At 51.8% G+C, this 13,741-nt stretch carries 9 protein-coding genes; all 9 read right to left on the bottom strand.

The window, feature by feature from the left end:
* Nucleotides 1–117: 117 nt before the first annotated feature.
* Complete coding sequence (panC, locus tag YC6258_RS23435) at nt 118–984, bottom strand: pantoate--beta-alanine ligase (protein ID WP_044619034.1); 867 nt, start codon at nt 982–984, stop codon at nt 118–120.
* Nucleotides 981–1,778, bottom strand: a complete 798-nt coding sequence (gene panB / locus YC6258_RS23430) for a 3-methyl-2-oxobutanoate hydroxymethyltransferase (RefSeq protein ID WP_044619033.1) — start codon at nt 1,776–1,778, stop codon at nt 981–983. The genes panC and panB overlap by 4 nt, the downstream gene beginning before the upstream one ends.
* Before the next feature lie 78 nt (nt 1,779–1,856).
* On the bottom strand, nt 1,857–2,336 hold the full coding sequence (gene folK / locus YC6258_RS23425; RefSeq protein WP_342670613.1) for a 2-amino-4-hydroxy-6-hydroxymethyldihydropteridine diphosphokinase: 480 nt from the start codon (nt 2,334–2,336) through the stop codon (nt 1,857–1,859).
* A gap of 8 nt (nt 2,337–2,344) precedes the next feature.
* Nucleotides 2,345–3,712, bottom strand: coding sequence for a polynucleotide adenylyltransferase PcnB (gene pcnB, locus YC6258_RS23420; protein WP_044619032.1), 1,368 nt, complete (start codon nt 3,710–3,712; stop codon nt 2,345–2,347).
* Between the two features lie 1,075 nt (nt 3,713–4,787).
* The gene (locus YC6258_RS23415; protein WP_044619031.1) at nt 4,788–6,242 is read right to left on the bottom strand and encodes a sigma-54-dependent transcriptional regulator; all 1,455 of its coding nucleotides are present in this window, start codon (nt 6,240–6,242) and stop codon (nt 4,788–4,790) included.
* Entirely contained in the window at nt 6,239–9,196 is a 2,958-nt protein-coding gene (locus tag YC6258_RS23410) for a sensor histidine kinase (protein ID WP_044619030.1), read from the bottom strand. The genes YC6258_RS23415 and YC6258_RS23410 overlap by 4 nt, the downstream gene beginning before the upstream one ends.
* The gene (locus YC6258_RS30425) at nt 9,193–9,357 is read right to left on the bottom strand and encodes a hypothetical protein (protein ID WP_169749019.1); all 165 of its coding nucleotides are present in this window, start codon (nt 9,355–9,357) and stop codon (nt 9,193–9,195) included. The genes YC6258_RS23410 and YC6258_RS30425 overlap by 4 nt, the downstream gene beginning before the upstream one ends.
* Nucleotides 9,358–9,451: 94 nt before the next feature.
* A complete protein-coding gene (gene nirB, locus YC6258_RS23405; protein WP_052830535.1) occupies nt 9,452–10,897 on the bottom strand; it encodes a nitrite reductase large subunit NirB in 1,446 nt (481 codons plus the stop codon).
* 152 nt (nt 10,898–11,049) lie between these two features.
* A complete protein-coding gene (locus YC6258_RS23400; RefSeq protein ID WP_044619029.1) occupies nt 11,050–13,728 on the bottom strand; it encodes a nitrate reductase in 2,679 nt (892 codons plus the stop codon).
* Nucleotides 13,729–13,741: the final 13 nt, after the last annotated feature.

The raw sequence follows: 13,741 nt of genomic DNA, 5'->3' as shown, positions 1-13,741 counted from the left end.
CGGTCAGTATCATTGAACTGTCACTGCCCGGTCATGCGGTTGTCAAAATCACGCGCGGCGGAGTATGAACCAATTTGCATTTCAAAGCCAATTGATCTTTCCGTCACAGATTTGTATCTATTCTTCTGCTATCTGCATGTTGTTTTGGCTGAAGTGAATGTTGTCGATCAACCGGGCTTTGCCAAGATAAGCTGCGGCCAGAATCACCAGATCAGGGTCATCGGTATTTGCCGGTTCAAGGTCATGTTGCCGGCAGATGCTGAAATAGTCTGGTGTCATGCCTGCCGCAGACAGTCGCACCTTGGCCTGTTTGATCAGGGTCGACCAATCCAGTTCGCCGGTTAAAATGGCTTTTCGGGTATCCTGCAGTACTTGGTAGAGCGTCGGGGCAACTTCGCGCTCATCAGCAGTCAGATAATTGTTACGGGAGCTGTGAGCCAGTCCATCATCGGCACGTCCGGTATCCACCCCTACCATTTCTATGGGCATCATCAGCTCTTCCACCATCATTTTGATGATTGTGAACTGCTGAAAATCTTTCAGTCCGAAGACAGCATAGTCGGGCTGTACCAGATTGAAGAATTTGGCAACGACGGTGGTGACTCCATTAAAGTGAATGGGTCGTGAAGCACCGCAATGAAGGGTGGAAATGTGATTGGTGATAACCCGGACGAGATCCGGGGAGGGATACATTTCTTTGCTGTTCGGGGTAAACAGCAGGTCGCAGCCTTCAGCAATCAGTTTCTTTTTGTCTTCTTCGAGCGTGCGTGGGTAGGCATCAAGGTCTTCGTTTTCACCGAACTGGGTTGGGTTGACGAAGATCGAGCTGACCACGATATCGGCTTTTTCTCTTGCCGTTTTGACCAGCCGCATATGGCCGGAATGCAGGTTTCCCATGGTGGGGACAAACGCAATGGTTTTGTGGGCTCGTTTAAATTCCCGAATGAGTGCTCTCAGTTCGGTAATGGAGGCAACTGTTTTCATGATTCAAACCAATGTTCAGGAGCGGGATAAAGGCCTTCTTTGACTTCTTTTACGAATAACTCGATGGCAGGCACGAAGTGGCCGGTCAGAGCTACGTAATCTTTCACAAATCTGGCTTTGTGACCAAGGTTCATGCCCAACATATCGGCGCTGACCAGTACCTGTGCATCAGTATCCGGTCCGGCACCAATGCCGATGACGGGAATGCCTGCCTGTGCGGTGATCGCCTGAGCCAGCGGTCTGGGGACGCATTCCAATAACAGGAAATCCGCACCCGCCTCTTCAATGGCTTTGGCATCATTAAGCATTCTGGTGCTGGCATCTTCGCCCCGGCCCTGGACCCGGTAACCACCGAATTTATTGACGGATTGTGGTGTCAGGCCCATATGTATGCAGGTAGGTACGCCATTCTGAGCCAGTCTGAAGACCGTTTCTGTCAGCCATTCACCACCTTCCAGTTTGATCATTTCAGCACCGGCCTGCATCACTTTGCCACTATTGATCAAGGCAGTCTCAGTGTTCTGATAAGACATGAACGGCAGGTCGCTCAGAATGAAAGCCGTTGAATTGGCACGAGCAACAGCCTGAGTGTGGTAGATGATATCGTCTACGGTGACCGGCAGCGTAGATTGGTGTCCCTGAATGACCATGCCCAGAGAATCTCCAACCAGAATACTTTCCACGCCGGCGGCGTTGATCAGGCTGGCCATGGTGGCGTCATAAGACGTCAAACAGGTGAATTTACCGCCTTCCGCCACAAGTTTGTTGAGGGATGTGAGCGTCTGTTTCTTCATGGAATTGCCCGGGTTTTAAAAAAGCGCCTATGTTGTCAGCTCGCCCGCTGATGTCAATGCGCGCGCAGCTGTCGGGGATCATTTAATTCGGAAAATACCCGCCTGATCGATCGAATCAGCTCGGTTGCTGACGGGCTCGCCGGCAATGATCAGTTGTGGAGCAATCTCTGCCAGCGGTAACAGTACAAAATTACGCAACGTCATTTGTGGATGAGGAATCGTCAATCGTTCTGTCTGAATCTGCTGGTCACCATAAATAAGAATATCCAGATCCAGAGTCCGCTCACCCCAGTGTCGGGTTTTGATGCGATGATGGGTTCGCTCGATGCTTTGCAACCAGTCCAATAAGGGTGCGGGCATAAGGCTGGTACTGATCTGACAAACGGCATTGACGTAATCCGGTTGGTCCTGGGGCCCGAGTGGTTTGGATGACCATAGCGAGGAACGAGCCTCCAGCCGAGTGTGCCCGGTAGCGTCCAGTTCCTGAAAGGCAGTTTCAATCTGGGCAGCTGGATCATCCAGGTTGCTGCCCAATGCAATGTAACAGGTGGTCATCATGGCAGGATTCAGAAAGATGGTCTCTTGCGGCGGTGACGGGGTGGCCGGCTGTTACCGGGTTCTTTTCTGATGGGTACCTGTTTCTGGCTGATGATGTCCTGTGCTGCAGGGTCGGATTGCTGAAACTCTGTCCACCATTGACCAAGACCGTCGGTGGTTTCTCCCGCTTCTTCTCTTAATAACAGAAAATCGTATGCCGCCCGAAACCTGGGGTGTTCGAGCACTGCCAGTGCTCTGGCTCTCTGTTTCCGGGGGAGCCGTAACTGTAATTCCCAGATTTCACGCATGGGAATCGAGAATCGCTTGGGAATGGCGGTGGTTTTGTTTTGTTCTCCGATGACGTGCTGGCTGGCTTTGTGCAGAGCCACCGAAGGAGGTGTGCCAGTGTTTTTGAGTTGTTGATACTGCTCATTCACGGCTGGCCACAATAGTGCGGCATATAAAAAGGCCGGTGTGACGGGTTTACTCTGCAGTACCCGTCGGTCGGTATTGAGCAGAGCATGCTCGATGAAGCGCGTATAAAAACCGGATTCATCCTGTTGCAAACTTAGTTCTGTTGCCGGTAGCAGAGCTTTGAGCAGCCCAAGCTCCCCAAGTTTTCGGAATGAAGCCAGTGCATGGCCGGATACGAACAGTTTCAGGGTTTCATCAAACAGCCGTGCCGGTGCCACATTATGTAGCAGCTCTGATAAAGCAGGGATTTTACTGGCAGTCTGAGGTTCAAGTTCAAACTCCAGTTTTGCAGCAAACCGGGCCGCCCGTAACATTCTGACGGGGTCTTCGCGATAACGGGTTTCAGGGTTGCCGATGATTCTCAAGGTTTTGGATTGAATGTCCGTGATGCCCTGATTAAACACTTTGAGGGAAAAATCCTCGACACTGTAATAAAAGGCATTAACGGTGAAATCCCGACGCAGGGCGTCTTCTTCCATGGTGCCGTAGACATTGTCACGTACCAGCATGCCATGTTCGCTCTTGGCGGCTACTGCATGTTTGGGATGAAGTTCTTCCTGGTTTTCTGCGCTATCGTGGCCTGCCCGGAAGGTGGTTACCTCAATAATTTCCCGGCCAAATGATACATGGACGATTTTGAAGCGCCTGCCGATCACCCGTGAGTTTTTAAACAGGATTTTAACCTCTTCAGGCGTGGCGTCGGTGGCGACATCAAAGTCCTTGGGTTTTTTGTCGAGCATCAGATCCCGGACACAGCCTCCCACCAGATAAGCCTGATGGCCGGAGTTTTTCAGCCGATACAGAACCTTAAGGGCATTTGGACTGATATCTTTTCTGGAGATCGTGTGTTGGTCCCTGGGTACGCTGACAAGCGCTAGCTTTGGCTCAGGTCGGGTAAATATTTTCAGTAGTCTGTCAATCAAGAATGTGAATTCCGTAGCTTAATCCATGCAGAAGTGTAACGTAGTAGATTGAACTTTTGGAATGCGTTTATTCAAATACAGTCATGCAAATACGACAAAGCCGACTTTCGTCGGCTTTTTAGCAGTATCTAGTGCGACCCATCTGCTTATTATTCTTGTTGTTAAGCAGCGTCCATAGCTTCTTATTTTTATTTTTAGGCGAAGCTCCCCAGTACTTGTTCTGCTGTTCTTTTTGTTTTTGGATAGAGAACGTTTCCTGTATGTCTTATAGAGAGCAGAAGGTGTGCCAGAAAATAAAAATCCTTTTAAAACATATAGTTATGGATGTTTGAACATTTTTTGTACAGAGACTGTCAGGATGATTCGTTACCTTGTGTGCCATCCCTGTTACTGTTTTTCCCTGACTGCGTAACAGTTCATTTTAGGGGGTCGAATAGCTTTTATTTGCTGCTGTTTATGAGTTGCAGATTTTTCTGCAGGACATTTGCAGTTAGATATAGGGCAGGGGAAATAATTGGTACCAAAGAGAATAAAAATAAAATTTTGTATGAAGACAGAATGTAGTGATTTGAGAATGTGGAGAAAATAATCAGAGGAGGGGATCTTAATAAAAACGCGCGCCCTTATTCTTGTTTTTGTGACGGGCGCCTATGTTTTATTCCTGGCCGATTTTATTTTTGTTTTCCGGCTTTGTTTATCATTGTTGCGCCAAGACAATAGCAGTAGCCGTGCCAAAAACAAAAAAACTTTATAAATCAATAAGTTACAAAAATATTGAGTTTTTAATCTGGCATAAATTCTAATGTGTTACGTAAAGACGGGTAAAAGGGTAACAAATTCGGGGATACAGGTAACAAATCTCGAAAATATTGACTGAATGTTCAGCGCTGATTAATTTTGATGCAGTTCTGAATAGTTGATACAGGTCAGTGAAAGCACCAACCGGTATCAGGAGAGGCCATAGAAGGGGGAATAAAGGAGCTCAGGTAACTCTGCCCGGCAACAAAAACAGTTCAATTCAAACAGAGTATCAGACCGATGATGAGGTATTCAGGCTGTTGACGGTTTTTAAGAATCAGCCGTTTCCCGCCTGTTGTTGAGCCGGCAGACTGGCTGTGCCTTTCTTGGGACGTGGGATACCCAGGCGTTGGCGTCGTTCCCACAAACATTTGCGGCTGATTCCCAATTTTTGGGCCAGCTCCGTTTCGCTCATGGATTCCTGATGCTCAATGACAAAGTGCTGAAAATAGTCTTCCAGCGATAAGTCTTCAAAGCCGCTGTCTGGGGATTCCTCTGGCTGGCTTTCCATAACCGGGGTTGATGGTACTCGGGCCGAGACATTTACAAGGGTTTCCGGAATATGGAAATCGTCTTCATCTATACCCAATAGTTCGACATTGATTTCATTGGTCTCTGCCAGAATCAGCGCCCGCTGTACTGCGTTTTCCAGTTCCCGAACATTGCCTGGCCACGAATACATTGCCATGGCTTCTTCGGCTTTTTTGGAAAAATGAATGTCCTGGTTCAGTTTCAACCGCTCTTTGTGTTTGATCAGCAGGCTTCTGCCGATTTCCAGAATATCCTTGCCCCGTTCCCGCAACGGTGGCAGGGTGATTTCAATCACCTGTAACCGGTAGTACAAATCTTCACGGAAACGCCCTTCTTTCACCAGTTGCCGCAGATTACGGTGTGTTGCCGCCACCAGCCGGACATTCACTTTTTTAGCATGGACCGATCCCACCCGCCGAACTTCGTTTTCCTGCAGCACCCGCAGCAATCTGGCCTGGGCTTCCATGGGCAGCTCACCAATTTCATCCAGAAACAGGGTGCCATCTTCGGCGGCTTCCACGAGTCCCTGACGGGCTGCGCTGGCACCGGTAAATGCTCCTTTTTCGTGACCAAACAGTTCGGATTCGATCAGACTCTCGGGAATGGCGGCGCAGTTAACGCTGACTAAAGGTGCATCGGCACGGGTACTGTTGGTGTGAATGGCTTTGGCGGCCAGCTCTTTACCGGTTCCCGATTCCCCGTGTATCAGAACCGTTATGTCGGCAGGGGCGACTTTGAGAATACGGGTATACAGTTTTTTCATCGCCGGGCAGGAGCCGACCATTTCGCCCAGGCCGGTTATTTTGGAGCTGTTACTGTCGTTTGAGGATTCCTTGACCTGAGCGGTATCGCGGTGATCTTTTTTTACGATCCGTTCAACAGTACGAATCATTTCATCATGGTCGAAGGGTTTGGCGATGTAATCGACCGCTCCCATTTTCATGGCATCCACGGCGGATTTCATACTGGCATAACTGGTCATGATCAGCACCGGTACATCTGGTGCCATGTCAATCAGGTCAGTCCCGTGTGCTTCTGGCAGCCGGAGATCACTGATGATCAGATCGAACGAGTTCAGTGGATATTGAGTCGCTTCGTGTACCGATCCTGCTTCTGTAACCCGGTAGTCATGGCGCTCCAACAGTCTTCTCAGTGCTCCGCGGATGATGATTTCATCTTCGACTACCAGTATATGACTCATAATTGCTCCTCTGGATTAGAAGGCCTGTTGGCTTTTGGGAGGGTGATTATAACGCTTGTACCAATCCCTTCCACTTTAAACGCAGGGCTTTCGACTTGAATCTGGCCATAATGTTCTTCAACAATGCTGTAGGCAATCCATAAACCCAGGCCTGTGCCCTTGCCAACATCCTTGGTGGTAAAAAAAGGTTCGAAGATGTGATCGAGGTGTTCAGGATTAATACCGCTGCCGCGATCCAGTACTTCAACGGTGACAAAATGGTTGTTTTCAGGCTCATGCAGATTCACCGCGACGTAAGAACCGGGCTCACTGGCATCACGGGCGTTGTTGAGAAGATTGATGAATACCTGTGACAGACGGTGAGGGTCGCAGATGACTTCCACTTGCTGTGGCACATTGTTGATAAATTCCACGTCCCGGCTTTTTTTCGACAGTTCGAGCAGTTTGATTGCCTCGTGTACGATCATGTGAAGGGGGTGGGCGATGTGCTCGCTTTTTCCGGTGGTCGACCCGGCATGGGCGTAGTTGACCAGGCTCTGGACGATCTGAGTGACACGTCGGGTCTGCTCGCGGATCTGTTCAGCAGCCTCTTTTACCATGGGAGAGTCACTCTCATAGAGCAGGTCCTGGGCCAGGCAGTCGATGCCGGTCACCGGGTTGCCGATTTCGTGGGCAACCCCTGCGGCCAGGCTGCCGATGGAGGCCAGACGTTCGGTATGAACCAGTTCATCTTCAAGCATCTGAATTTCGGTCTGGTCCTCGACCAGGATCACGGTACCTTCAGACAGGGTTTTTTCGCCCTGGGGCAACGATGCCTTATGCAGGTTATACCAGCGTTTGCGTGAGCCGATGACCAGTTCCTTTTTATAGGCATGGGTGCTGAGTCCCTGCATGAACCGGCTGAGCAGTGTCTGCCATTGCAGGGGCAGGGAGTTGAGGTGGGAGCCGACAATATCCTTGGCCTCAATCCCGGTGATCTCGGTCATGATCGGGTTCCACATCAGCACTTCTGTATCGCTGCCGATGGAACACACCCCGACCGGCAGGTTTTCAAGAGTCTGGCGATGATAACGGCGCAGATTGTCCAGTTCTGCCGCCAGGCCAGTCAGTTGGGTGTGATAGCCTTCCAGCTGACTTTCGATCAGGTTGATGTCTTCTTTGCCGAATTCATCATCACTGGCATAGGGCAGGTAGCGTTGGACGATGGTCTGTGCCACCGATGGTCCCATCAGACCCGACAGGTTGGTCTCAATGCGGTCGCGCATGCGGCGAAGGGCAAACGGTCGATATTCACCGACCGGCAGATTCAGCTCTTTGAGAACCCGGTTAACCTCGCGCTCAGCACTGACCTTTCCCAGTGCGGTGGAAAGCGCTTCGGTAATCTGATCAGAACTGCGGGCCACCAGCTGTCTGCGTTTGGTGTCAGCCAGGGCATCCTGAGAGCAGGCGCGGGCGGCTTTTTTTTCTTCTTCAGACGTTTCGGTAAACCATGAAACCACCAGAAATAACACCAGATTGACGCTGATGGAAATGGACGTGGCGTAGGCCCAGGCAGATTCGCTCAGGGCAAAACGCAGGGGTAACCGATAAGTGAGTGAAAACGAATCCACCAGCAGTGGATAAAAAATACTGATAAACCAGATCAGCATGCCGGCGACCAGACCGGTGAGGAAGCCCTTGCGGTTGGCCCGGCTCCAGAACACCGTGCCAATGATGCCCGGTACAAATTGCAACACTCCGACAAAGCTGGCAATGCCCAGGGAGCTGAGATTATGGATTTGGCCCAACAGCATGTAGACCAGATAAGCCGCCAGGATAATGGTGACAATCAGCCCCCGCCGGGTCCACAGCAGCCAGTGATAGATATCCTCATCACCTTTGGGGGTGTGAATGGGCAGGATGACATGATTCAGGGTCATCGAGGCCATTGCCAGAGTGGCAACGATGAGCAGGCCCGAGGCGGCAGAAACACCGCCGAGGTAGGCCAGGATGGTGATAACCGGTGATTGCAGTCCCAGACCCAGTGCCAGGGAATAAAACTCCGGATTCGTCGGCTGGCCCAGATACATGCCGGCCCACATGATCGGTAACACCGGTAACGCCATCAGAAACAGGTAAATGGGCACCGCCCAGGTGGCATAGCGAAGATGAGTCGGATTGCGGTTTTCCCGTAACAATGCCTGAAACAGATGAGGCATGGTGAGTGGCGCGAAGATAAACAGCAACGACATCAACATCCAGGTCTGGATAGGCATGGTGTTGAGCCGGTTACGCAGGATGAATCCGGGACCGTTGAGCCATTGCTGTAGTTTTTCCGGTGTCTCAAACACATAAAACACTGCGACGATGCCGAGGCCGACAAACATCAGCAGTTTGAAAAACGATTCAAAGGCGATGGCAAAAATCAGTGAACGGTGGCGCTCACGGGGATGGATCTGGCGAGCACCATATAATGTAGTGAAGGCAATCATCATGGCACAGAAAGCCAGACCGACCGGTGTGGCATTGGTGTCAGGTGCGAGGATGACCGTGGCATCGGTAATCGCCTGAATCTGCAAGGCCAGTAACGGCAGAATGGCCAGCAGCATACAAATTGTGGTGGCCGTGCCGGCCCAGCGGCTGTGATAACGAAAGGCGAATACATCGGCCAGAGAGCCAAGCGAATGGTTCTTGGTGATTTTCAAGAACGGTTTAAGCAGGAAAGGATAGAGCAGGAAGGCTGCTGACAGTCCCATGTAATAGGTCAGGTAGCCGTAACCATATTCGTAGGCCAGCCCGGTGGTTCCGAAATATGCCCAGGCTGAACAGTACACCCCGATCGATAGCACATAAACCAGCGGATGTCGGGCCCATTCACGGGCGATCCATTCTTTTTCAACCACATGAGCCAGTAGAAACAGTAGGAGCAGATAACCAAAGCCGATGGCAAACAGCAGACTCAGGCTAAAAGTCATTGGGAGTTTTCCTCTGGCAAAAACAGGAAGAAGGTAATGCAGATTAATCCAAACCAGATGATAAACGGGTTATACCAGGGATCAGCCGTTTCCGGCAGCAATGCCGGCGATACCAGATAAACGAAAAACGAGATAATCGCCAGGATACGAAGCAGGAACATAAATTTCTCAACCAGAGTCTGAGAAATGATTCTAATAACTGTTGTGACAGATAAAAAGTATTAGAGCAGATCCTGCACGGTGCAAATGGTCTTGTCAGTCGGTTTGTATCAGAGATGCTTCCATTGCTACGGTTTCACTTTGCAGGATCTGCCGGACCAGGCTGGCACAGGAACCGCAGGTTGAGGCTGCGCCGGTTGCATGGGTAATACTGCCAAGGTCTGTACAACCGTTTTGGATCGCATCGCGAATATCGCCTTTGTTGACCCGATTACAGCGGCAGACCCAGGTATCATCGCTCAGGCTGTTGATGTCAAAGGCGGAGGACTGGCGGAAGGCTTCGGGCAAAATCATGTACTCCGGTGGATCGGACAGCTCCATCTGGTTCATCATCAGCGGCAGCCACTGGTCATAATCTTTGGTGTCACCCACCAGCACCGCACCGAGCAGCCGTTTTCGATCAGGACTCAATACCACTTTTTGATAGTTCTGGTTTTCCTGATCCAGCCAGCTCAGACAGCAGCAGTCCGGGGTGCGGCCGTGGGCATCGCCAATTGCAGCCACGTCCACTCCGAGCAGCTTCAATCGGGTACTCATGTCGGCACCGTTGAAACATGAATCCGTCCGGCCGTTGAGATGGGCGACGGCCACTCTGGCCATTTCATAGCCGGGAGCGACCAGGCCAAAAATGCGACCGTTGCGCAAGGCACATTCGCCAATGGCATAGATATCCGGATCAGACGTCTGACAGAACTCGTTGATGACAATGCCTCCGCGCTCGCCAATTGTCAGGCCCGCCTGGCGGGCGAGATCGTCCTGCGGCCGGATGCCGGCGGAGAATACGATCATGTCGGTTTCCAGGTAGGTGTCGTCGGCAAAATTCATGCGATACCGTTGCTGTGTGCCGGCGATGATTTCGAGGGTGTTTTTGCCGGTGTGCACGCCCACGTCCAATGCCTCGATCTTTTCCCGCAACAGCGCCCCACCTTCGGCATCGAGTTGGACTGCCATCAGTTGCGGTGCAAATTCCACGACATGGGCGGTCAGGCCCAGATCGTGTAGAGCCTTCGCTGCTTCCAGACCCAGCAGACCTCCGCCGATGACTACACCCACCCGGCTCTGAAGGGCGGAATCCTGGATGGCCAGTAAATCCTCAATGGTCCGGTAGACATGACAGTGAGGCTGATCTCTGCCAGGCACCGGCGGCACAAATGGAACCGATCCGGTGGCCAGAATAAGTTTGTCGTAGGCATATTCATGACCCTCTTCGGTCAGTACTGTTTTGCTCTCGCGGTCGATCTGACGGACGTTGCAGGACATGCTGACTTCGATGCCATGACTGCGGTAAAAATCATCATCGACCAATGACAGCTCACTGGCTCCCAGACCGGAAAAAAAACTGCTCAGATGAACACGGTCATAAGCCGGTCGCGGTTCTCTGCCGAGCACCTGAAGCTGGTACTGCGATTGGGTGGCGAGTAGTTCGACGGCTTTGTGACCGACCATGCCGTTACCGATAACCAATAGTTTCTGCTGCTTCATTGGATTGTCCTGTCATAGTTGCCGGGAAGGATTACAGCAATCCATATGCCCGTCGGCCTCGTGGTACCTCGCAATAGGTAATGCCAGGCAATGACGGCCGCGTAATGAGGCGATTTTGAGTGGTAATGGTGCAAACCATCTGCAGATTCCGCTCAAGTGTTTTCCAGTTCCATCATTAATCCCTGTTGAGCTTGCAAGAGCGCGCGTATTTCGGGCAGACATGAACCACAATTGGTACCTGCCCGGGTGCAATGGCCCACTTCTTTTTCACTGCTCAGGCGTTGAGACTGAATGGCATTGATGATTGTGTTTTTACCGACCGCATGACACGAACAGACGGTTTCTCCGGGATCATTGGCGAGTTGTTCATCATCACTCAACAGCATGGCCATTTGTTCGCCATCCAGTGTGGAGCGGTTGAATAATTCCGTCAGCCATTGCCGGTTGAATGGATCGTGCTGTTGTACCAGTAATGCCGCGAACAATTGTTGCTGATGCAGCAGGGACAGTCGAAGTGTCATCGGTTCTGCGTTGCGCTGCGTGACGACCTGTAAGCCACCCGGAATGTCAGAGAACTGCTGGAATAACCAGCTTTGCCAGTGGTCGATGGTTTCGTCTCCGGCCAGATGGTAGATGAAACCGAATGATGTCCGTTCGCGTACGCAGTAATCGACTGCTGGCAGCGGCAGGGCTTTCCGGGTTAACAGTTTGGCCTGCCAGGCCGGTTGCCATGAACAGATCCTGACCGGTGTGTGTTTGGATTCCGGCTGGCCTGAGAAAGGGTCCACTGCCGGGTTGACCACCGCTCCCAACCAAGCGGAATTGGCCAGTTGCCGGCTCCAGTGAATCGGGACAAAAATCTGCTCGGGCCGAATCCGTTTGCTGATCGTCGCCCGCACCCGGATATTGCCCCATTGGCTGTCGATGCGGATCCAATGACCGGCTTCGATGCCGTACTGCACTGCGGTATCGGGATGGATTTCCACCCAGGGTTCTGAACGGTGACGGTTGAGGGTCACGGCCAGTTCGGTACGTGTCATGGTGTGCCAGTGGTCGCGACTGCGGCCGCTGTTCAGTTGCAACGGATATTCCTGGTCAGTGGCATATTGAGGTGGATGGCAGGTGGTTGCAATTAATTGTGCTTTGCGATTCGGCGTGAAAAAACCACCGGCTTTGAACAGTCGTTTGCAGCCGTCGGGATATTGTTGGTTGACCGGCCATTGAACCGGCATCAGGGTGTCGTATTCGCCGTCGCTGATCTCGGCCAGAGCAGAAATATCAAAGTCGCGCTGTCCATGATTCTGGTAACCGGACAACCGGGCGTGTTCGCGAAAAATATCTGCTGGAGAGTTAAATTCGAAACCCTGTTGGAAACCCATGGCGATAGCGACATCGCAAATGATCCGCCAGTCCGGGCGGGCCTCTCCAGGTGATGGCAGCAGACGCCTCTGGCGTGAAATTCTGCGTTCGGAATTGGTGACCGTACCGTCTTTTTCTCCCCAGCCTGCGGCCGGCAATAACACATCGGCAAAGGCTGACGTATCACCCTGAGCAACGATGTCTGATACGACGACAAACTCGCATCGCTGCAGCGCCCGGCTGACTATCGATGCATTGGGCAGACTGACGACCGGATTTGTGGCCATGATCCAAATCGCTTTGATGCGGCCGCTGTCAACGGCTGAAAACAGATCCACGGCTTTTAAGCCGGGTTGTCGGGCGATGGTCGGGCTGTTCCAGAATTGTTGAACGGTGGCAATATCCTCTTCTTTGAAATCCATATGCGCAGCCAGCGTGTTGGCCAGTCCGCCGACCTCGCGCCCTCCCATGGCATTGGGTTGACCGGTCAGAGACAGCGGGCCGCAGCCAGGTTTACCAATACGGCCGGTAATCAAATGACAATTCAGGATGGAGTTGACTTTATCCGTTCCCCGGCTCGACTGATTCACGCCCTGAGAATAACAGGTCACCACCTGTTCGGTGTTGGTAAACCAGTCATAGAACTGCTGTATCCGGTTTTCGTCAACATCACACTGCTGTGCCACATCGGCGATGGATCGCTGTTGTCCGGCCAATTGTGTCTGCGTTTGTTCAAAGCCGTTCACATGATCATGCAGATATTGATGATCCAGCCGGTCCTGTTGCACGAGATAATTAAACAAACCGTTGAACAGGGCTACGTCGGTGCCGGCTTTAAGATTGATATGCAGATCGGCAATGGCCAGGGTATCGGTTTCTCTTGGGTCGATGACCACGACCTTCAGTTCGGGGTTTTTCTGTCGGGCATGCTTTATTCGCTGGAACAGTACCGGATGACACCAAGCGGTGTTGGAACCTGTCAGCACGATTAACCGGGCCTGTTCCAGATCTTCATAACTGTTTGGCACCGTGTCAGATCCGAAGGCTCGTTTATGGCCGGCCACCGATGACGACATGCACAGCCGGGAATTGGTATCGATGTTGGCGCTGCCGATATAACCCTTCATCAGTTTGTTGGCAACGTAATAGTCTTCCGTCAATAACTGACCGGACACATAAAATGCTACAGCGTCGGCACCGTATCTGGCGATGGTGTCGCTGAAACCTTTGGCCACGGTGGAGATTGCCTCGTTCCAGCTGACGGGCTGGCCTGAAACGCTGGGTTGAGTGAGCCGGCCTTCAGTTCTGACGGTATCTGCCAGAGTAGAGCCTTTGACACACAGGCGGCCATGATTGGCTGGGTGATGCGTATCGCCGGTCAGTGCAATGATGGACTGGTTCTCGACTTCTGCAGTCATGCCGCAACCAACGCCACAATAGGCGCAAGTCGTATCGATAATTCTGGAGCTCATAACGGATACCGAT

The sequence above is a fragment of the Gynuella sunshinyii YC6258 genome, assembly GCF_000940805.1.
Lineage (GTDB): Bacteria > Pseudomonadota > Gammaproteobacteria > Pseudomonadales > Natronospirillaceae > Gynuella > Gynuella sunshinyii.
The sequence above is the reverse complement of the archived record's forward strand: the minus strand, read 5'-3'. Positions and strand labels throughout refer to the sequence as shown.

Excerpts from the sequence above, each read along its gene's own strand:
- panC (WP_044619034.1), bottom strand. The coding sequence starts at position 984 with ATGAAAACAGTTGCCTCCATTACCGAACTGAGAGCACTCATTCGGGAA.
- panB (WP_044619033.1), bottom strand. The coding sequence starts at position 1,778 with ATGAAGAAACAGACGCTCACATCCCTCAACAAACTTGTGGCGGAAGGC.
- folK (WP_342670613.1), bottom strand. The coding sequence starts at position 2,336 with ATGATGACCACCTGTTACATTGCATTGGGCAGCAACCTGGATGATCCA.
- YC6258_RS23415 (WP_044619031.1), bottom strand. The coding sequence starts at position 6,242 with ATGAGTCATATACTGGTAGTCGAAGATGAAATCATCATCCGCGGAGCA.
- YC6258_RS23410 (WP_044619030.1), bottom strand. The coding sequence starts at position 9,196 with ATGACTTTTAGCCTGAGTCTGCTGTTTGCCATCGGCTTTGGTTATCTG.
- YC6258_RS30425 (WP_169749019.1), bottom strand. The coding sequence starts at position 9,357 with ATGTTCCTGCTTCGTATCCTGGCGATTATCTCGTTTTTCGTTTATCTG.
- nirB (WP_052830535.1), bottom strand. The coding sequence starts at position 10,897 with ATGAAGCAGCAGAAACTATTGGTTATCGGTAACGGCATGGTCGGTCAC.
- YC6258_RS23400 (WP_044619029.1), bottom strand. The coding sequence starts at position 13,728 with ATGAGCTCCAGAATTATCGATACGACTTGCGCCTATTGTGGCGTTGGT.